Raw genomic sequence first — 17,475 nt, 5'->3', positions numbered from 1 at the left:
TGAAACAGCAGCGTGATGCTGCCGAGCGGTGGAGGAAACGGCTGCGGGCGGCCGGTCTGCCCAGTGCCCGGATGAAGATCGAGGCTGCGCCGTGGTGTGCCGGTCACCGACGAGGAGGCGGTCGCACAACCTGCCGGCCGGTACTTCGAGCACCATGTCAAGCTTCTGCTTCCCGCAGGGGTTCCTAGGCAGGTGGCGGTGACCGCGGTGGCCGAGCGGCACGGCGCGCGGTTGTCCCGCAACGCCCGGCGCACACGCGGTGACGGGCGCCAGGAGCGGTTCGTCACTCAGCGGCGCCACCGGGTCGGGCGCGATGCCGCCCGGGCTCGGCTCGACGCCCTCGTCGCGGCCCTGCGGGACTCCGGCTGGGAGATCCTCGCCGTCGAGCAGGAGTACGTCGTGTTCGACGACCGGATCGAGCTCGACGCGGGCTGGCTGGCCCAGTCCGGGCCGGACGTATGGCATCTGGCCAGGGAGGAGAAGATGCGCTCGGCATCCGCCGGCACCCCTGGCTACCCCAACACCTACCAGCCACTGCCCGCCCAGCCCGGCGTACGGCAGCGGGCCGCGTTCGACCCCGCCCTGAAGCAGTACGACAACGCCTACCGTGCCGGTGAACCAGTGTTCTCCGATCCCGATACCGGTCGACGGTGGCTTACCGCCCGTCGTGCCGCGATGCGACACATGATCACCGTCATCGCTGACACACCCTGGGCTGGCCATCTGGTCCTGCCGGGGCAGCGTCACGATGTCCGCGTGGTTCGGAGCCGCCGCCCGGGAGCCCGGTGACGTCGACTTCGTCGTGACCCCATTCTCGATGGGCATCCACAGCGAGGAGGCGAAGGCCATGCTCGCCGGCATCCTGGCCGCCCTGCGTGACCGGCCAGGCGCCGGCCTCGACCCCGACCGCGTGGAGACGACCGGCATCTGGACCTACGAACGCGCCGACGGACGGCGCCTGGTCCTCCCATTCACCACCGACGAAGGGCTGACCGCATCAGTCCAGGCCGACTTCGTCTTCAACGAACACCTTCCCCTGGAACCGCACCACGATCCGGCTCGACGGCGTCGACCGCCCCGTGCGGGCAGCGAGTGCCGAGATGTCGCTGGCGTGGAAACTCATGTGGCTCGCCACAGACATGTACCCGCAGGGCAAGGACCTCTACGACGCTGTTCTGCTCGCCGAGCACACCACAGTGAGCCTCCGACTCGTACGGGACCTGCTCCGGCCAGAATTGGGTGCCGAAGCCGACGATTTCACCGCCGAATCCGTGCTCGCCTGGGACGTCGACTGGGACAACTTCATCGACGAGTACCCCGACATCCCCAGCGACGCCGAGACCTCGCTTCCTCACCCTCGCCTGCGCCATCATCTGCTGGCGACGACTCCAACGCTCAAAGAGTCAGGAGCTCTTAGAGGCAGAGACCAGCACGTCGCTGACGCGGCTGAGGGAACTTTTTGCACCCTGGCTCCGGCACCTAGGCAGCAACGACCGGCCGATGAGACCCCACGGCCTTTGCGGTCTGTCTCGGCGCGGCGAAGCCGTTCGCGCGGTGCGCGGCGTGCCGCATCCAGGTACGCCGGCGCGGCCCCCACCCGGCTGGCACCACCAGCCGCACATCCTCGATCGGGAAACCCGCCGTCCGCTGCGCCTCCTCGGCGACCCGACGTAACGTCGCCGCGATGAGGTCCAGCGCCTCGACCTCGGTGCCTGCGACGGTCAGATGCTGTTCGGGAGACCGGCGGGGCGCCGGAATGAACCGGCCCGGTTGCGCGGCGGCGCCCTGCCAGGCCCGCTGGCCTGTCAGCAGGGTTCCTTCGGCAGCCAGAAACACCGCGCTGGGCAGCGCTGGTTGGCCGTCGAACATCAGCGGCGCGACCTGCCGTCGGGCCATGCCACCATCGCCACGGTGCTGGCGCTGCCGCAGTCGATCGCCAGGCGCGCCACCGCCAAACAATGGCAGGGCTGATGCGCCTGGGAGGTCTCGGGGTCATTTCCTGGCGGTGGTCCGGCAAGCTTCGCCGCGAGGCGGCGTCGACCACGACGTGCCGGCCTAGTCGAGCATGATTCACCGCCTGGGTCCCTGCTGGCTGTGCAGCGCCATCACCCTCCTGCCTGCCCACCGCGAGGCGCTTCTACTACTGGTCGCAGTCGAGGCGGCGCGGCGCCAGAATGGGACCGCGGCGATCCTTCGCTGACCGCTACGCCCGCGGCGAGATCGGCGAACAGGAGTACCAACAGCGTTTGGCAACCCTTCACGGCCACACATGACCGGCGCGCCACTCGGCCTCTACGTCATGGGCAACGTCGCGCGAGCTGACGAGGGTTTTGATGCGGGTCCGGGCCGATCGGGTAACCTAGCGAAGATCATGGCGGTTACCGCCTGTCGCGAGCGAGGCCGGGGCCGTTTGGGCTTCGTCAGGCAGTGGGGTTAGCCCGCCAGGCTGCGGATGACGTCGTCGGTGGTGGCGACTTGGCCGAGTTGGCCGAGCGTCGCCAGGCTTGCCTGGTGCGCGTCGTCGGTCGCCCCGGTGCACGCGTCGGAGACGATCAGCGTGCGGTATCCGTGGTTGATCGCCTCGAACGCGGTGCCGGTCACGGATAGGTTGGTGGCCACACCCGTGAACAGGATCGTGTTCACGCCCCTGAGGCGCAGGATCGTGTCCAGTTCGGTGCCGAAGAAGCCGGTGAGCCGGACGTGGGTGATGACGACGTCGCCGTCCTGGGGGGCGATCTCGTCGATGATCCGGGTCTTCGGCGTGCCTTCGAGGAACGCCTGCTTCTGGCGGATGAGCGCGAAGCTTGGGGTGTTGGGGATGAGGTCGGGGTAGCCGGGCCGGTGGGCGACACGCGTGTAGGCGACCAGGCCGCCGCGGGATCGCAGGGCATCGGCGACCTGCGCCGCGTGCGTCGCGACGCGGTGCCGGGTGACCTGTTCGGCGAAGAACGGGCCGAATATCCCGTCGGGGCTGACGACCTCGTGCTGCCAGTGGACGCCCAGGACGGCGGTGCACGCCGGGTCGATCTCCTGCATTGTCCCTCCCGTCATGGGGCGGAGAGCTGTTGCGGCCCCGGCTGGTACCCGCGTCGGTCGGTGGCCGCCGGTCCTCGGCCGTAGGCGTCGAGGCGCCCCCACCGGCCGGGGATGTCCAGCAGCGCCACGAAGTCGAGATTAGCGGGCAGGGCCGGCCTGATCACCAGATCGTCGCCGACCGGCCGGAGGTCGAGCATTGCTCGCAGCAGCAGGAGCGGGGCACCGGCGGACCATGCCTGGGGGCTGCAGGCCGTGGGGTAGTTGACGGGAAATCGGGTTTCTGTGCGGGCGGTGCCGGCGAACGCCTCGGGCAGCCGGCCGTCGTAGAAGGCCGCCGCGTCGAGGATCCCGGCCGCGATCCGGGCTGCCTCGTCGGCGTACCCGTAGCGCCGCAGCCCCCAGGCGATGAACGAGTTGTCGAAGGGCCAGATGGTGCCCACGTGGTACCCGATCGGGTTGTAGCGGGCTTCGCTGTCGGCCAAGGTGCGGACGCCCCAGCCGCTGAAGAGCGCGGGTGACATCAGGTGCCGCATTACGGCCGTGGCCTTCTGCTCCTCGAGGATGCCGCTCCACAGCAGGTGGCCCATGTTCGACGACAGGGCATCCACCTGGCGGCCGTCGCCGTCGAGGGCGAGGGCGATGTACTCGCCGTCGGTGACCCAGAAGTCGCGGTTGAAGCGTTGCTTGAGGTCGGCGGCTTCCCGCTCCAGCCGGTCGGCGTACGCGGGGTCGTTCCAGACGGTGCGGGCGAGGCGGGCGGTGCGCATTTTCGCGTCGTACGCGTAGCCCTGCAGCTCGCAGGTGGCGCGGGGGAAGGTTGGCAGCCGGCCGTCGCGGTAGGAGATGCCGTCCCAGGAGTCCTTCCAGCACTGGTTCTCCAGCCCGTTCTTGGTGTTGCGGCGCTGGTAGGAGATGTAGCCGGTGCCGGTCAGGTCGGCGTAGTGGTTGATCCAGTCTATCGCCGCGCGAGCTTCCTGCTCCACCGAGCGGACGAGGTCGGTGTCGCCGGTCCACCGTTCGTACTCGTCGAGCAGCACGAGGAACAGCGGGGTGGCGTCCGCGCTGCCGAAGTAGGGGCTGTGCGGGGTCTCCTCGAAGACGCTCATCTCGCCGTAGCGCATCTCGTGCAGGATCCGGCCGGGTTCCTCCTCCCGGAAGTCGTCGACCCGGCTGCCCTGGCGAAACGCAAGTACCCGCAGCGTGGTGGCGGCAAGCTCGGGTGCGATCGGCAACGCCTGGAAGCTGGTGAGGATGCTGTCCCGGCCGAACAGGCTCATGAACCAGGGCAGGCCGGCCGCCGGCACACTCTTGTCGTCGGCGAGGAACGGGCTGAACCGCAGCGCGGCCAGGTCCATGAGGCTCTGCCGGTACGTGATGCGCAGTGGATCCCAGCCGCACTCCAGGCGTGGTGCCTGGTTCAACCATTCCCGGAGATCGCGCTGCTTGTCCCGGCCCGTTCGTGCTGCCCGCCCGGGGATCGTGAGCCTCTCCAGCCCTCGCGGCATGGGAAGGTCCGGCAGGGCGCTGAGTCGGGCAGACCATCGGCTGTGCGGCTCGATGTGAACCTCGAGTGTCAAGCCGTTATCGTCCACCGCCGCCGGCGCGGACACAGAAACGATCGTTTCCCGCCGGAAACGCTCCCGTTCGTAGCCGAGCACCAGTTGCCCGTCGTCGACCCGCCGGTAGTGCCGGCCCTTCTTCCGCGCCGTCGCGTCCTTGACTTCGAAAAGGTCAGCGAAGTCGGCGTCCGCCTCAACTCTGAGGGTCAGGTCGACCGGTCGCCGGTCATTATTAATGACGATCAGTTCCTCGTGCAGGCCCGTGTCCAGGGTGTGCCTTCGACGCACCGCCAGGGTGCTGTTGACGTAGACGTCCTGGCCGCCCGGGACCAGGTAGAAACGGTTCTCGAAGTAATGGACGTCGTCGATGGACAGGGTGCTCAGCCGCTCCCCGTTGATTGTCAGCACCCACTTCGACAACAAACGGGTGTCGTGCGCGAAAAGGCCGTGCGGGGCGTCCGGTGACGAAACGATGTCGCCCGTCCGATCGCAAACCATGAAGGTGGTTCCGTCGAGGATGCCGACCTGGTCCTCACTCATGGCCACCTCCTCGACTCTCGCGTCCTGCCGAAGCAGGCGGCGGCGGAAACAACCTCCGGACGGTCGCGAATAGTCGTGGGCTGCCCTCCACGGTCGCCTCCCCGCGCAGCACGCTGGTCAGGAAGTACGCCTCCCCGCTCGCGATCCGGTCGAACATGGCCCGATCCGCCCGGACGACCGCGTCCCCGCCCGTCTCCTGCTCCGACACCGTGATGTCGCCGTTGGCGATGGAGACCAGCCAATGGTCGACCTGCCCGTCCTGGCTGATGTCGAACCGAACACTGCCCTCGTGGATGGCCGTCAGCCGGCGATCGTGCCCCCGCTGCGCAAGGCCCCGGAAGAAATCCTGGGTGACGTCAGCCATCGTGTCCCCTCCTCAGAGCCCACGATGCCCCTGACACCCGGCCCCCGCCTCACCCTGAAAAGGTTAAGTTCGCTAGCCAGTTGCCCTGCCAGCGTTTGCCGTCCGCCCCGATCTGCGCCTGCCCGCGGATGGGCGGCTTCGTGCAGCGGCCAACCTACTAGCGTGAGACTCGATGGATCCTCTGCAGGCAACGCTGCTCTTTGCCGCCGGTCTGCTCACGGGCGCCTTCAACGCGGTCGCCGGCGGCGGCTTTCTGATCGGATTCTTCGCACCCTTGTCACTCACAGAGCTATAGCTCGAACTCGGTACGGGGCTACGGCCAGCCGCCCGGCGCGTGGTCATATTGCGATGATGCGCACGCCTCCCGTCGGGCCCGGATACTGGCCAGGCTCCTCGGTCAACAGGGTGTAGTGGTTGTCGACGGCAGCGAGCAGCGCGCTTGCCGTGTCGAGGCGGCCCACCCGCTGGTAGGTGACGGAAAGAGACTTCCACTTCAGCGGATCGACCGTCAGCACCGCCGCGGCCGGATGGTTGACCAGCCGGTCGAACGGTTGGTGTCGACGACTGAGCGGGAGGCCTCAGCCAGGCACATCAGGGGCAGCCCAAAGAGGCAGCCCTCATCGGCGACCTCGGCGACCACTTCCCCTACGGCGAGCGAGCCTCTGGTGAAGGCGAGGATCGTCGACGTGTCGAGGATGACGCGGATCTTGAGGTCGTTCGCCTGGCGGCTGGGGCGCCGCTGATCCGGGTGGGCGCCGGGGGTGGATGAGTGGCTCCGGGGTTTTCGCCGTCCCGGGCTCCGCCACATCGGGTATGCGGTGCTGCCATCGGGGAGAGTGAACGGTTCGTGGGGGACGTATCCGTGCCGGGCGTAGAGATCTCGCTCGGCGACGCTGGTTGCTTCCGTGTAGGTGGGAAGCAGGCCTTGGCCCATCCGGGCGTTGCTGGCGACGAGCAGGGTGGTGGCCCGCTGGCGGCGGTGGATGGTCGGTGCGACCGCGAAAAACGCCAGGTGGTTGTGGGGGCCAGCGGGTCGGTGTTTGTGCAGGATGTCGTCGAGGCACAGGAACCGGTCAAGGTAGTCACCGCAGGCGACAGCGAGCCGCTCGCCGTACCCGGGCGAGGGTGGGATGGGACCGTACCGGTGAAGCCACACGGCGGCCGCCGATCGATCCTCTAGCAGATAGGCCTCACCGAAGAGCAGAGCATGTTCGGCCCAGATCCGGATGACGGCCCGGAGCACGTCCCCCGCCCGACGGCGTTCGTCGGGCACCAGCCACACGCCAACGGGGCGGCTGGCGAACGCGTCGACGACGAGGTCGACGATGTCGGGGATGTCTCGCCACCGGGCCCGGCAGACGGGCAGGGTGTTAAATGGGGATCAGGCATGGTCCTCGGATACGAGAAAGACCGGATGACCGTGCTCTTCGGCGATGTCGGCTACAAGACCCTGTCAGTCTCCGTCGTGCGGGCGCAAGGCCTGCTGGCACTCGAGGCGAATCGCCGCTGACCGGCTAACCTCTTCGCCCGCCGCCGATGCCGCAGCCATCAGTACGTGAAGTAGGTGCCCTGCCGCAGTATCGGCATCGTGCGCAACAACGCCTGGCGGCAATCCCTGCCCGAAATCCGCCTGGCAGGGGTGGTCGACCTCATCCGTCTGCCGGCCAGAGGACCGGTGGACCCGCCGATCAGGATCGTGCTGGCCGTGGTGGTCGTGCGCCAATGTGCGGTCTGCGGCGTCCGCCCACCCCCACCCCGCTTTCACAGCGTGAGCGCGGCGGTGTCGGCAGGCGATGCCGATCAGCGAAATCTCGGATCTGCGGTGACGCCCGTTAGCGTCGAAGAGATGTAGGTAGGCATACCACCGGATGCGTTCCCGGCCCATGTCAGGCTCGTGATCGTCATCGCGGCGGACGCCGTGCACCGCCGCGTAAAACTGGCCGTCGGCATACCGTCCGATCATGTCGGTGCGGTAGCCGGGTCTGCACGCTCCTCGGCACGGCATGTACCTGAGCCAGACCCGCCGGAGCGGACTCCTCGGACTCATCGGCTACCTGCTGCTCGCCACCGGCTACCTCCACATCATGAGCACCTCCTTCGTCGCCGCTTTCGTCCTGCGAACCATCGCTGGGACGGACCCCTCCTGCGTCAAGGACGTCATCGCCGCGGCCACTGGCGGCACCCCACCGGGGACATCGGAACGCTGGGCACGCGATCCAGGTCCAGGGCCTCACGTACCTGACCGGCGGCCTCATCTTCGGCACCGCCCTGTACCGGGCACGGGTCCTCGCCCGCTGGGCGAGCGCACTTCTCGCAATCGGTGGAGTCTTCACCGTCGTGCTCTCGGTGACGCCCGACGCCTTCTTCCGGCTGCTGGCCTTCCCCAACGGCATCGCCATGATCGGCCTCGGCTACTCGCTGTGAGCACAGCCCGCAGGAACATCACCACGCAGCCCGCCGCGGTCCACAGCCCGCGGTTCACGACGGCGGGTGCGGAATGACCCAGGACACTGCCCGGGACAGATCGACCTGGCGGATTCCGCTCGGACTGGTCGCTTTCTCCACCATCCCGCTGATTGCCGGGTCGCTGTGGGTGCTCGCGGTCGCCGGCGGCCCGGAACTGTCGCCCACGAACCCACGGATCGACGCCTCACCCACGCCTCTCGTACTGCACGTGGTCGCCGCCGCGGTGTACGTCGTTGGCGGCGCGTTCCAGTTCCCCGCCCGGCTGCGCCGAGGGCATCCTGCCTGGCACCGCCGTGCCGGCCGCGTGCTCATCGGAGCCGGTCTGGTGGTCGCCGGTTCCGGGCTGTGGATGACCTTGTTCTGCCCCGACGCACCCAGTGGTTACCTCCTCTGGACCGTCCGGCTCGTCGTGGGTTCGGCGATGGCAACCAGCATCGTGCTCGGGTTCACTGCCATCCGCCGCCGCGACATCGCCGCGCACCGCGCTTGGATGGTCCGCGCCTACGCCCTCGCCGTGGCCGCTGGCACCCAGGCGTTCACCCAGGGCATCGGCGAAGGTGCCGCTCCTCCTCGGCGAGGGCGACGACCCGTTTGGGATGCTGGCCGGCTGACCGGCGGACGCTGCCACATTGAGGGCGGCAACGTGCTGCGCTACTGGCTGGGGAATTCGGCGAAGACCATGCCTCCCGATCGCACACCTTTGACGCCCGGTCCAGGCCGCCGCTGGGCGACGTTGGTGCTAGCACAGCGGGTTGCAGTTTTCCAACAGGAATGTTGACAATCCTGTTGCCGATCGCTTAGCGTCGGCGCAAGATCTGCTGGGGGAGGGCCGTGGAGAGGACCATCAGCGACGAGGCCGCCGGCCAGCAGGCCGCCCAGGCGTGGTTGCGCGAAGCAATCAAAAGCGGCGAGTTCGTCCCGGGCCAGCGGCTGATCGAGGCTGACCTGGTGAGCCTGCTCGGTGCCTCCCGCAACGCCGTCCGGCTCGCCCTGGACGCCCTGGTGGCCGAAGGGCTGGTCGAGCGGATCCCCAATCGCGGCGCCCGCGTGCGGGCGGTCTCGACCGCAGAGGCGGTGGCGATCACCGAGTGCCGCATGGCGCTTGAGGGCCTGATCGCGGCGAAGGCCGCTCAGTACGCCACGGACGCCGAGGTAGCCGAACTGTGCGCCAGGGTCGGGCGGATGCGGGAGGCCGTGCAGGCGGGTGAACTGATGCGGTATTCAGCGCTCATCCATGAGTTGCACCAGCTGATTCGTCAGGCCGCGCGCCAGCCCACGGCGGCCGCACTCATCGAGCGCCTCCAGGCGCAGATCGTCCGCCACCAGTTCCGGCTGTCGCTGCGGCCCGGGCGGCCGCAGGTCTCACTGGCCGGCCTCACGGCCGTCGTGGAGGCGATCACGGCGGGCGATCCGGAGGCAGCGGAGGCGGCGGCCCGGACCCACCTGAACAGCGTGATCGCCGCCCTGAGCGAGACGAGCGCCTGATGTTGCTACTGGAGAAGGAGACCCTCGCATGAGGACTGTTGTCGTCACCGATCCACCACGCGCCGACGTCGGCGACGCGGAGCATCTCGGCGGGTACGGTGTCGCCACCGTGCACGAGGCGCTCGGCCGCGTCGGCTACCTGGGCCCCGAGTTCCGGCCCGCGTGGCCGGGCGCGCGCATCGGTGGCACCGCCATCACCGTCCTATGCTGGCCCGGGGACAACCTGATGATCCACGTCGCGGTGGAGCAGTGCCGGCCCGGTGACGTTCTGGTGGTCGCGACCAACTCGCCCTCGACGGACGGACTGTTCGGTGAGCTGTTCGCCACCGCGCTTGCCAAGCGCGGCGTCCGTGCAGTGGTGCTCGCCAGCGGTGTGCGCGACGTCGCGGAGCTGCGGGAGATGGGCTTCCCGGCGTGGTCGCGGGCGGTCAGCGCGCAGGGCTCGGTCAAGGCCACGGCCGGCTCGGTGAACGTACCGATCGTCCTCGGAGGACAGACCGTGCACCCCGGCGACGTGATCGTCGCCGACGACGACGGCGTCATGGTCGTACCCAGGACCGACGTGCCCCGGGCGCTGGCCGCCGCCCAGGCCCGCGTGGACAAGGAGGTCGCCAGCCGCGCCGCCTTCGAGCAGGGCCAGCTGGGCCTGGACCGCTACGGGCTACGCGACAAGCTCAAGGACTTCGGCATCGAGTACGTCTCCTACGACGAGTACGTCCAGGGCGAGCGGTGAACTACGACGACACCGGAGTGCGCTGCACCATGCTGCGCGGCGGCACATCCCGTGGTCTGTACTTCGAGGCCGCTGACCTGCCGGCCGACCCGGCCGCGCGCGACGACCTGCTGCTACGGCTGATGGGCACCCCCGATCCGCGCCAGATCGACGGCCTCGGCGGCAGCACCTCGCTCACGAGCAAGGTCGCCGTCGTGAGCCGGTCGGCGCACCCGGACGCGGACGTCGACTACCTGTTCCTCCAACTCGGCGTCGACACCGCGACGGTCAGCGACCGGCAGAACTGCGGCAACATTCTGGCCGGCGTAGGGCCCTTCGCCGTCGAGCGCGGACTGGTTCCGGCCGGACCGCACGAGACCAGCGTGCGGATCCGGATGGTCAACTCCGACAGCACCGCGGTGGCCACCTTCCCGACCCCGGGTGGACGCCCCGAGTACCGTGGCGACGTTGCGATCGCCGGGGTTCCGGCCACCGCGGCGCCGATCGTTCTCGCCTTCACCGACACGGCAGGGTCAGCGACGGGCAGCCTGCTGCCGACCGGCAACGTTCGGGACTCGATCGACGGCGTCGACGTGACCTGCGTCGACAACGGCATGCCGGTGGTCGTGGCGCTGGCCGAGTCGTTCGTCCTGACCGGCCATGAGACGCACGAGCAGTTGGCTGCCGACGCCGCGCTGCTCGAGCGCATCGACGCTCTCCGTATCAAAGCCGGTGCCCTCATGGGGCTCGGGAACGTGAGCCGATCCTCCGTACCGAAGACGATGCTGGTCGCCGCCGCACGCGACGGCGGCCAGGTCTGCACCCGGTCGTTCATCCCCGTACAGCCGCACACCTCGATCGGCGTACTGGCCGCGGTCAGCGTGGTCACCGGCATGCTGTTGCCAGGCGCGGTCGGCCACGAGCTCACCGCGGACTGGCCGGCCGACCGCTCGCAGGTCGACGTGGAGCACCCGACCGGCCACCTGCTGGTGGACGTGACAGTCGACGCTGCGGCCTCCCCACCGCGGGTCGTCCGCTCAGGCGTCGTACGCACCGCCCGCAAGCTCTTCGACGGCACCGCCTTCCCCCGCGCCTGAGTCTCCCCACCCGTGATCCCTGTGTTCATCGACCATATGGAGACAGCATGCCCCCGCTGCACGAGACCGCTCACCCCGAGGCCTACACGGCCGTCCGCATCGCCGTTCTCGGTCTGGGGGAGGCCGGCTCGGAGATCGCCCGCGATCTGGTGGCCGCCGGCGCCGACGTCCGGGGCTACGACCCTAAGGTGACGCCGGCCGACGGCGTCGACCCCCGGGTCAACGAGGCCGACGCGGTGCGCGACGCCGATCTTGTGCTCAGTGTCAACAGCTCTCACGACGCGATGGAGGCGCTGCTCAACGCGTTGCCTTCGGTGCGGCCGGGGACGATCTGGGCAGACCTCAACACCGCTTCGCCGGGTCTCAAGGCGGCGCTGGCGGAGGCGGCCGGGGCGCCCATCCCGGTCGTCGACGTCGCGCTGATGGCGCCGGTACCCGGCAAGGGGCTGCGTACTCCCATGCTGGTGTCCGGCGGCGCCGCCGACCGGTACGCGGCCATCCTGTCCGGCTTCGGCGCGCAGGTGGCGATCCAGCCGGGGGCTGTGGGCGCGGCCATCTCGCGCAAGCTGCTCCGCAGCGTCTTCTACAAGGGGCTGGCCGCGGCGGTGGTGGAAGCGCTGGCCGCCGCGGAGGCAGCAGGCTGCGCGGACTGGCTGCGCGACAACATCAGCACCGAGCTGGCCGGCTTCGACCAGCGCACCATCGACAGGCTGGTCGACGGGACCCACCAGCACGCCCGCCGGCGCGCGGACGAGATGACCGCCGCCACCGAGCAGCTCGAGGAGCTGGGCGTCCCTTCGCGGATCAGTGCGGCAGCACGTGACCTGCTCATCGACCTGCGCGACAACGGCGGGCGATAGCCCGCCGACGACGGCCAGGCGAATGGTCGCCCGCCCGGCTCTACTCGGCGTCGGCCTGCTGCAGCGCCGCGATGACGCTGGCCAGGTGCGTCCGCGCGGCGACCTCCGCGTCGGCGGGTTCGCGGCGTGCGATCGCGTCGATGATCGCGAGGTGCTCCCGGAGGGAGACCTGCGGGCGACCGGCGCGCAGCGCGAGCCGGAACTGGTGTCGAACCAGCTGACCGTTGAGCCGGTCGAGCAGCCCCGAGGCCGCCGGCTGCGCCGCGTACTCGCGTACGAGGCGGTGGAGTTCCCGGTTGAGCGCCGAGTACTTCATCGGATCGCCGTCCGCCACCGCACGCTGCATCCGGTCGCCGAGATCGGTCAGTACGGCGATCTGCTCGTCGGTGACCCGCTCCGCCGCCTTGGCGGCACACAGGCCCTCGAGGACCATGCGGCACTCGGTGATCGCCACCGCCTCGGCCACGGAGACGACCCGCACGCGGGCGCCCCGGTTCGGGATGCGCTCGACCAGTCCCTCGGCGGTCAGGTCGAACAGGGCCGCGCGGAGACTGGCCCGGCTGACGTTGAACGACTCGGCGAGCTCTGCCTCCACCAGCCGCTGTCCGGGCGCGAGATCGCCGTTCATGAGCGCGGCGCGCAGTGCGTCGGCCGCCAGCCTCGTGGCGACGGCGCCCTCACGCGGAGTCTTGGCCAATCCGGACCTCCTCAGTCGCGGTTGAGTATAGGGCCTATGTGGAGACTGCTCAAAAAATTGTCGACAATCCTCTCGACAGGTATTGCGACAATGTTGCGTGGTGTTTACGCTCACAGCTACCGCGCAGCCAGTGCGAGACGTGATACGGGCCCCCGAGGCGCATCACGTCGTCATGCCCGTGAACGGTGCCGGTCCTGCCGACCGGCCCGACCCGAGGAGCCTGGAAACACGTGATCATCGACTGCCATGGCCACTACACGACCGCGCCCCAGGCGCACACGTCGTGGCGAGAGGCGCAGCGGGCGGCCTTCGATGCCGGCGAGGAGCCGCCGGCCTACCCGGGCATCTCCGATGACGAGATCCGCGAGACGATCGAGGGGAGCCAGCTGCGGCTGATGGCCGAGCGCGGGATCGACCTGACCATCTTCTCGCCGCGGGCCTCGGCGATGGGCCATCACATCGGTGACGAGGCCACCAGCAGCCGCTGGGCGCAGGTCTCCAACGACCTCATCGCACGGGTGGTCGAGTTGTACCCGGACAACTTCATCGGGGTCTGCCAGCTGCCCCAGTCGCCCGGAGCCCCCATCTCACAATCGGTAGCGGAGCTGCGGCGCTGCGTGCTGGAGTTCGGGTTCGTGGGATGCAACCTCAACCCCGACCCCAGTGGCGGCCACTGGACCTCCCCGCCGCTGACCGACCGCAGCTGGTACCCGTTCTACGAGGCGATGGTGGAGCTGCAGGTGCCGGCGATGGTGCACGTGTCGGCGGTGACCAACAGGAACTTCCACGCCACCGGTTCGCACTACCTCAACGCCGACACCACCGCCTTCATGCAGTTCCTGCAGTCGGACCTGTTCAAAGACTTCCCAGACCTGCGGTTCGTCATCCCGCACGGTGGGGGAGCAGTGCCCTACCACTGGGGCCGCTTCCGAGGACTCGCGGACATGCTCGACCGGCCCGCACTGGACGAGTCGGTCATGAACAACGTCTTCTTCGACACCTGCGTGTACCACCAGCCCGGCATCGACCTGCTCTTCAGCGTCATCGACGTCGACAACATCCTGTTCGGCTCGGAGATGGTCGGCGCGGTCCGGGGGATCGATCCGCAGACCGGCCACTACTTCGATGACACCCGCCGGTACGTGGACGCCCTGGAGCTGGCGCCGGGCGACCGCGAAAAGGTCTACGAGCGCAACGCCCGCCGGGTCTACCCACGACTGGATGCGGCGCTGAAGGCCAGGAGCCGCTGAGCTGATGGAAGGAGCAGCCGTGGACGTCGTGCCACCGCCGCAGCCGGTGCGGGCCACCATCGGCCGAGACGGCCGGGGGCGAATGGCCGCCGACGAGGCGTACGCGCGACTGCGCGACGACATCGTCAAGGGGCGGCTGATGCCCAACGAGCGGCTGGTCGAGGTCGACCTGGCCGTCGCGCTCGGGGTGGGCCGCACCGCCGTCCGCACCATGCTCGCCCGGCTGGAGCAGGAGGGGCTCGTGGTCCACGAGCCGAACCGCGGGGCCCGCGTGCGGATGGTGACCGAGGCCGAGGCCCTGGAGATCACCCAGGCGCGCGGCGCGCTCGAGGCACTCGCTGCCCGCGAGGCCGCTCTGCATGGCACGCCGGTAGAGGTCGCGTTCATGCGCGAGACGCTCACGCAGATGTCGGTCAGCCTGAAGGCGGGCGACCTGCTGGCGTACTCGGACGGCAACGCCCGGTTGCACGCGAAGATCATCGAGGCGTCCCGGCATCAGACGGCTGCTCGGCTCATCGCCGGGCTGAAGGCGCAGATGGTGCGCTTTCAGTACCGCACGGTGCTGGTTCCCGGACGGTCCGCCCGGTCCTTCGCCGAGCACACCCGGATCGTCGATGCCATCGAGATGGCTGACGCGGACGCGGCCGAGGCCGCGATGCGCTACCACCTGTCCCACGTCGCCGACACCCTGCGCGAGATGACCTCCGCCCGGGCCCAACACCGCGCGCTCTCACCCGACTTCGTCCACTTCTGAATCGCGATTCCACATCACCACAGCTCGATAAGCCACCGCAACGCGGACGTCGCGGAGCGATGTCCTGATGCCCTTGGAGGCTCCGTGACTGACCATCCCACCCCCTCGGCCCGAGCCCGCGAACTCGTCACCGGGGCGTACGACACGCACATCCACGTCGCGCCGGACGTGATGCGCCGGCGCATCGACGACGTCTCGTTGGCGCACCGGTTCGCCGAGGTCGGCCTGGCGGGCTTCGTACTGAAATCCCATTACGTGCCGACTGCCGAGCGGGCCGAAGTGGTACGTAACGCCGTACCCGGCGTGGACGTGCTCGGCGCACTGACCCTGAACGGCTCGGTCGGCGGGCTCAATCCGGTGGCGGTGGAGATCGCCGGCCGGCAGGGCGCGCGGATTGTTTGGCTGCCCACGGTGGACTGCGCCAATCAGCGGGAGTGCCAGGCCTGCGAGCCGGAGGGCGCCACCCCGCCGATGTGGGCGCAACTGCAGGCCGACCTGGCCGAGCAGGGCATCATGGCCCCGGCGATCGACGTCGTCGACGCCGACGGCGCGATCGTGCCGGCGCTGCGCGAGGTGCTGAGCGTGATCGCCAAGCACGACATGGTGCTGGCGACCGGGCACCTGTCCGGTGACGAGATCACCACCGTCGTGGACGCGGCCGCCGACCTCGGGGTGCGGCGCATCATCGTCACGCACCCGGAGTTCACCTCGCAGCGGCTGTCGGTGCAGGTGCAGCGGCACCTGGCCGAGCGTGGAGCGCTGATGGAGCGCTGCTTCACCACCCCGTACACCGGAAAGGTCAGCTGGGACACGCTGTTCGACCACATCCGCCAGGTCGGTCCCGAGCACTCGCTGCTCTCCTCCGACCTCGGCCAGCCGTTCAACCCGCCCGTGGAGGACGGCCTCGCGCTGCTGGCCGACCGCCTGCTGGAGGCCGGGTTCACCGAGGACGAGGTACACGTGATGGCAGTGACGAACACCCGCCGCGTGGCCGCGGCGCCCCCGGCGGTGACGGCATGAGCGCCGCCCCCGTCATGGAGGTGCAGGGACTGTCCAAGCACTTCCGCAAGGACGACGAGGAACTGATCGCGCTCCGCGACGTCGACCTGACCGTCGAGCAGGGCTCATTCGTGGTGCTGCTGGGGCGCAGCGGTTGCGGCAAGTCGACCCTGCTCAACCTCCTCGCCGGGCTGACCCCGCCGACCAGCGGGCAGATCACCTACCACGGCAAGCCGATGCGCGGACCCAACACGCAGGTGGGTTACCTGACCCAGCACGACACGCTGATGCCGTGGCGTGACGTCACCCGCAACGTGGAGATGCCCCGCGAGCTGCGCGGGGAGAGCAGGAAGGAACGGGCTGCGGTCGCCGCCGAACTGATCAAGCTCGTCGGCCTTTCCGGCTTCGAGCGGCACTACCCACGCGAGCTGTCCGGTGGCATGCGCCGGCGCGCCAGCCTGGCCCGCATGCTCTGTGCCGACCCGGAGACGCTGCTGCTCGACGAGCCGTTCGGAGCGCTCGACGCGCAACTGCGCACCGAGCTGCAGGGCGAACTGCTGCGGCTGTGGTCCGGCAGCGGACGCACGGTCGTCTTCGTCACCCACGACATCGAGGAGGCACTGATCCTCGCCGACCGCGTCGTGGTGCTCGGGCCGATCGGATCGATCCTGCTCGACCAGCCGGTGGACCTGCCCCGGCCGCGCGACCCCGACGACATCCGGGTCGATCCACACTTCGTCGAACTGCACCGGCGGCTGTCCGCGGCGCTGAAGGAGGGTGCGCGATGAGCGCTACCACGACCCCGGAAATGCGCTCGACCACGAGGCCCGCGGGCCCCCTCCGGGAGTCGTCCCGGCGCACCTGGCGCCAGCGGCACGGCCGTAAGACGCTGATCTGGGGATGGCGCATCGGTCTGCTCGTCGTCCTGCTGGTGGTCTGGCAGGCACTGTCGGGTCCCGTCCTCGACCCGCAGTTCGTCAGCAGCCCGAAGGGCATCGCCACCCGGCTCGGCGACTGGGTCGCCGACGGCACGCTGTGGTCCAACACCGGGATCACCGTGCAGGAGATCGTGCTCGGCTTCCTCGTCGGCGCGGTGTCCGGCGCCGCCCTGGCCTACCTGATCGCCTCCGTCCGGGTGGTATGGGACATCCTGGATCCGTTCCTGATGGCGCTCTACGCCATCCCGAAGGTCGCCCTGGCGCCGCTGTTCATCGTCTGGTTCGGCATCGGCACCGACATGAAGGTGCTGCTCGCCGCCGTCACCGTGTTCTTCCTGGTCTTCCTGAACACGGCGGCCGGCGTACACGAAGTGGACCGCGCGCTGATCGACGCCGTACGGCTGATGAACGGCACCCGCCGGGACATCGCCTTCAAGGTCGTCCTCCCCGCCTCGATGACCGGCCTGCTGACCGGGCTGCGGGTCTCCATCCCGTACGCGCTGATCGGCGCGGTCATCGGTGAGCTCGTCGCGTCCAACCGCGGCCTCGGGTACCTGATCAGCGACTCGTCCGCGAAGTTCGACACCGACGGGGTGTTCGCCACCCTCGTCGTGCTCAGCGTTATCGCCGCCATCCTGAACGCCGTCGTCAACCTCGTAGGCAAGCGGGCCAACCGCTGGAAGCCCCTGGACACCGAGGTCTGACAGCCGGTGCCCGG

General features: G+C 69.3%; 22 protein-coding genes and 2 pseudogenes. 16 read left to right on the top strand and 8 right to left on the bottom strand.

The window, feature by feature from the left end; all coding sequences use genetic code 11:
* Positions 1 to 96 precede the first annotated feature (96 nt).
* Both AC0OLQ_RS23895 and AC0OLQ_RS23890 read left to right on the top strand, forming a co-directional pair.
* Positions 97 to 789 (top strand): hypothetical protein, encoded by a 693-nt coding sequence (locus AC0OLQ_RS23895; protein WP_484528133.1) that lies wholly within the window; start codon positions 97 to 99, stop codon positions 787 to 789.
* Positions 749 to 988, top strand: a pseudogene (locus AC0OLQ_RS23890) (nucleotidyl transferase AbiEii/AbiGii toxin family protein); the annotation flags it as partial. The gene AC0OLQ_RS23895 and the pseudogene AC0OLQ_RS23890, both read left to right, overlap by 41 nt.
* 9 nt (positions 989 to 997) lie before the next feature.
* Here AC0OLQ_RS23890 and AC0OLQ_RS23885 read toward each other — a convergent pair.
* Positions 998 to 1,123 (bottom strand): hypothetical protein, encoded by a 126-nt coding sequence (locus AC0OLQ_RS23885; protein WP_484532532.1) that lies wholly within the window; start codon positions 1,121 to 1,123, stop codon positions 998 to 1,000.
* Here AC0OLQ_RS23885 and AC0OLQ_RS23880 point away from each other — a divergent pair.
* A pseudogene (locus tag AC0OLQ_RS23880) lies at positions 1,101 to 1,274 on the top strand (nucleotidyl transferase AbiEii/AbiGii toxin family protein); the annotation flags it as partial. The gene AC0OLQ_RS23885 and the pseudogene AC0OLQ_RS23880 overlap by 23 nt on opposite strands.
* Before the next feature lie 205 nt (positions 1,275 to 1,479).
* On the opposite strand, the gene AC0OLQ_RS23875 reads toward AC0OLQ_RS23880, so the two are convergent.
* The 4 genes from AC0OLQ_RS23875 to AC0OLQ_RS23860 all read right to left on the bottom strand — a co-directional run bounded on the left by AC0OLQ_RS23875 (position 1,480) and on the right by AC0OLQ_RS23860 (position 5,499).
* The gene (locus AC0OLQ_RS23875) at positions 1,480 to 1,896 is read right to left on the bottom strand and encodes a hypothetical protein (RefSeq protein ID WP_484532531.1); all 417 of its coding nucleotides are present in this window, start codon (positions 1,894 to 1,896) and stop codon (positions 1,480 to 1,482) included.
* Between the two features lie 537 nt (positions 1,897 to 2,433).
* Positions 2,434 to 3,036, bottom strand: a complete 603-nt coding sequence (locus AC0OLQ_RS23870; protein ID WP_484528132.1) for a cysteine hydrolase family protein — start codon at positions 3,034 to 3,036, stop codon at positions 2,434 to 2,436.
* An 11-nt stretch (positions 3,037 to 3,047) separates the two neighbouring features.
* The gene (locus tag AC0OLQ_RS23865; protein ID WP_484528131.1) at positions 3,048 to 5,135 is read right to left on the bottom strand and encodes an amylo-alpha-1,6-glucosidase; all 2,088 of its coding nucleotides are present in this window, start codon (positions 5,133 to 5,135) and stop codon (positions 3,048 to 3,050) included.
* A complete protein-coding gene (locus AC0OLQ_RS23860) occupies positions 5,128 to 5,499 on the bottom strand; it encodes an SCP2 sterol-binding domain-containing protein (RefSeq protein ID WP_484528130.1) in 372 nt (123 codons plus the stop codon). The genes AC0OLQ_RS23865 and AC0OLQ_RS23860 overlap by 8 nt, the downstream gene beginning before the upstream one ends.
* Positions 5,500 to 5,671: 172 nt before the next feature.
* Between AC0OLQ_RS23860 and AC0OLQ_RS23855 the strand changes: the two genes are divergently transcribed.
* Positions 5,672 to 5,794 (top strand): hypothetical protein, encoded by a 123-nt coding sequence (locus AC0OLQ_RS23855; protein WP_484528129.1) that lies wholly within the window; start codon positions 5,672 to 5,674, stop codon positions 5,792 to 5,794.
* Positions 5,795 to 5,837: 43 nt separating this feature from the next.
* Here the strand turns inward: AC0OLQ_RS23855 and AC0OLQ_RS23850 are convergent, their stop codons facing one another.
* A complete protein-coding gene (locus AC0OLQ_RS23850; protein ID WP_484528128.1) occupies positions 5,838 to 6,014 on the bottom strand; it encodes a hypothetical protein in 177 nt (58 codons plus the stop codon).
* On the bottom strand, positions 6,008 to 6,772 hold the full coding sequence (locus AC0OLQ_RS23845; RefSeq protein ID WP_484528127.1) for a hypothetical protein: 765 nt from the start codon (positions 6,770 to 6,772) through the stop codon (positions 6,008 to 6,010). The genes AC0OLQ_RS23850 and AC0OLQ_RS23845 overlap by 7 nt, the downstream gene beginning before the upstream one ends.
* A 114-nt stretch (positions 6,773 to 6,886) precedes the next feature.
* On the opposite strand from AC0OLQ_RS23845, the gene AC0OLQ_RS23840 reads away from it, so the two are divergent.
* The 7 genes from AC0OLQ_RS23840 (at position 6,887) to AC0OLQ_RS23810 (ending at position 12,119) form a co-directional block, all read left to right on the top strand.
* The gene (locus tag AC0OLQ_RS23840; protein WP_484528126.1) at positions 6,887 to 7,009 is read left to right on the top strand and encodes a hypothetical protein; all 123 of its coding nucleotides are present in this window, start codon (positions 6,887 to 6,889) and stop codon (positions 7,007 to 7,009) included.
* Between the two features lie 78 nt (positions 7,010 to 7,087).
* Complete coding sequence (locus tag AC0OLQ_RS23835) at positions 7,088 to 7,351, top strand: hypothetical protein (protein ID WP_484528125.1); 264 nt, start codon at positions 7,088 to 7,090, stop codon at positions 7,349 to 7,351.
* A 645-nt stretch (positions 7,352 to 7,996) separates the two neighbouring features.
* Positions 7,997 to 8,743, top strand: coding sequence for a DUF2306 domain-containing protein (locus AC0OLQ_RS23830; RefSeq protein WP_484528124.1), 747 nt, complete (start codon positions 7,997 to 7,999; stop codon positions 8,741 to 8,743).
* A gap of 53 nt (positions 8,744 to 8,796) precedes the next feature.
* The gene (locus tag AC0OLQ_RS23825; RefSeq protein WP_484528123.1) at positions 8,797 to 9,450 is read left to right on the top strand and encodes a GntR family transcriptional regulator; all 654 of its coding nucleotides are present in this window, start codon (positions 8,797 to 8,799) and stop codon (positions 9,448 to 9,450) included.
* A gap of 28 nt (positions 9,451 to 9,478) precedes the next feature.
* A complete protein-coding gene (locus AC0OLQ_RS23820) occupies positions 9,479 to 10,183 on the top strand; it encodes a 4-carboxy-4-hydroxy-2-oxoadipate aldolase/oxaloacetate decarboxylase (protein ID WP_484528122.1) in 705 nt (234 codons plus the stop codon).
* Positions 10,180 to 11,259 carry a 4-oxalomesaconate tautomerase gene (locus AC0OLQ_RS23815; RefSeq protein WP_484528121.1) on the top strand — a complete coding sequence of 360 codons (1,080 nt, stop codon included), beginning with the start codon at positions 10,180 to 10,182 and terminating at the stop codon, positions 11,257 to 11,259. Before AC0OLQ_RS23820 ends, AC0OLQ_RS23815 begins: the two co-directional genes overlap by 4 nt.
* A gap of 47 nt (positions 11,260 to 11,306) precedes the next feature.
* Entirely contained in the window at positions 11,307 to 12,119 is an 813-nt protein-coding gene (locus AC0OLQ_RS23810; RefSeq protein ID WP_484528120.1) for a DUF1932 domain-containing protein, read from the top strand.
* A gap of 40 nt (positions 12,120 to 12,159) precedes the next feature.
* On the opposite strand, the gene AC0OLQ_RS23805 is transcribed toward AC0OLQ_RS23810, so the two are convergent.
* On the bottom strand, positions 12,160 to 12,816 hold the full coding sequence (locus AC0OLQ_RS23805; protein WP_357336352.1) for a GntR family transcriptional regulator: 657 nt from the start codon (positions 12,814 to 12,816) through the stop codon (positions 12,160 to 12,162).
* A 230-nt stretch (positions 12,817 to 13,046) separates the two neighbouring features.
* Between AC0OLQ_RS23805 and AC0OLQ_RS23800 the strand changes: the two genes are divergently transcribed.
* The 5 genes from AC0OLQ_RS23800 to AC0OLQ_RS23780 all read left to right on the top strand — a co-directional run bounded on the left by AC0OLQ_RS23800 (position 13,047) and on the right by AC0OLQ_RS23780 (position 17,461).
* Positions 13,047 to 14,066: an amidohydrolase family protein gene (locus tag AC0OLQ_RS23800; RefSeq protein WP_484528119.1), complete on the top strand. Its 1,020-nt coding sequence runs from the start codon at positions 13,047 to 13,049 to the stop codon at positions 14,064 to 14,066.
* 19 nt (positions 14,067 to 14,085) lie between these two features.
* On the top strand, positions 14,086 to 14,820 hold the full coding sequence (locus AC0OLQ_RS23795; protein ID WP_484528118.1) for a GntR family transcriptional regulator: 735 nt from the start codon (positions 14,086 to 14,088) through the stop codon (positions 14,818 to 14,820).
* 84 nt (positions 14,821 to 14,904) lie between these two features.
* Positions 14,905 to 15,840 (top strand): DUF6282 family protein, encoded by a 936-nt coding sequence (locus AC0OLQ_RS23790; RefSeq protein WP_484528117.1) that lies wholly within the window; start codon positions 14,905 to 14,907, stop codon positions 15,838 to 15,840.
* Positions 15,837 to 16,607, top strand: a complete 771-nt coding sequence (locus AC0OLQ_RS23785) for an ABC transporter ATP-binding protein (RefSeq protein WP_484528116.1) — start codon at positions 15,837 to 15,839, stop codon at positions 16,605 to 16,607. Before AC0OLQ_RS23790 ends, AC0OLQ_RS23785 begins: the two co-directional genes overlap by 4 nt.
* Complete coding sequence (locus AC0OLQ_RS23780; protein WP_484528115.1) at positions 16,604 to 17,461, top strand: ABC transporter permease; 858 nt, start codon at positions 16,604 to 16,606, stop codon at positions 17,459 to 17,461. Before AC0OLQ_RS23785 ends, AC0OLQ_RS23780 begins: the two co-directional genes overlap by 4 nt.
* Positions 17,462 to 17,475 lie beyond the last annotated feature (14 nt).

Source organism: Micromonospora sp. Utrum1, from assembly GCF_057197805.1.
The sequence above is the reverse complement of the archived record's forward strand: the minus strand, read 5'-3'. Positions and strand labels throughout refer to the sequence as shown.

Bases quoted from the DNA above. Each gene is read 5' to 3' on its own strand.
- AC0OLQ_RS23865 (WP_484528131.1), bottom strand. From the start codon at position 5,135: ATGAGTGAGGACCAGGTCGGCATCCTCGACGGAACCACCTTCATGGTT.
- AC0OLQ_RS23875 (WP_484532531.1), bottom strand. From the start codon at position 1,896: ATGGCCCGACGGCAGGTCGCGCCGCTGATGTTCGACGGCCAACCAGCG.
- AC0OLQ_RS23840 (WP_484528126.1), top strand. From the start codon at position 6,887: ATGGTCCTCGGATACGAGAAAGACCGGATGACCGTGCTCTTCGGCGAT.
- AC0OLQ_RS23820 (WP_484528122.1), top strand. From the start codon at position 9,479: ATGAGGACTGTTGTCGTCACCGATCCACCACGCGCCGACGTCGGCGAC.
- AC0OLQ_RS23860 (WP_484528130.1), bottom strand. From the start codon at position 5,499: ATGGCTGACGTCACCCAGGATTTCTTCCGGGGCCTTGCGCAGCGGGGG.
- AC0OLQ_RS23885 (WP_484532532.1), bottom strand. From the start codon at position 1,123: ATGAGTTTCCACGCCAGCGACATCTCGGCACTCGCTGCCCGCACGGGG.
- AC0OLQ_RS23855 (WP_484528129.1), top strand. From the start codon at position 5,672: ATGGATCCTCTGCAGGCAACGCTGCTCTTTGCCGCCGGTCTGCTCACG.
- AC0OLQ_RS23810 (WP_484528120.1), top strand. From the start codon at position 11,307: ATGCCCCCGCTGCACGAGACCGCTCACCCCGAGGCCTACACGGCCGTC.
- AC0OLQ_RS23830 (WP_484528124.1), top strand. From the start codon at position 7,997: ATGACCCAGGACACTGCCCGGGACAGATCGACCTGGCGGATTCCGCTC.
- AC0OLQ_RS23785 (WP_484528116.1), top strand. From the start codon at position 15,837: ATGAGCGCCGCCCCCGTCATGGAGGTGCAGGGACTGTCCAAGCACTTC.
- AC0OLQ_RS23780 (WP_484528115.1), top strand. From the start codon at position 16,604: ATGAGCGCTACCACGACCCCGGAAATGCGCTCGACCACGAGGCCCGCG.
- AC0OLQ_RS23870 (WP_484528132.1), bottom strand. From the start codon at position 3,036: ATGCAGGAGATCGACCCGGCGTGCACCGCCGTCCTGGGCGTCCACTGG.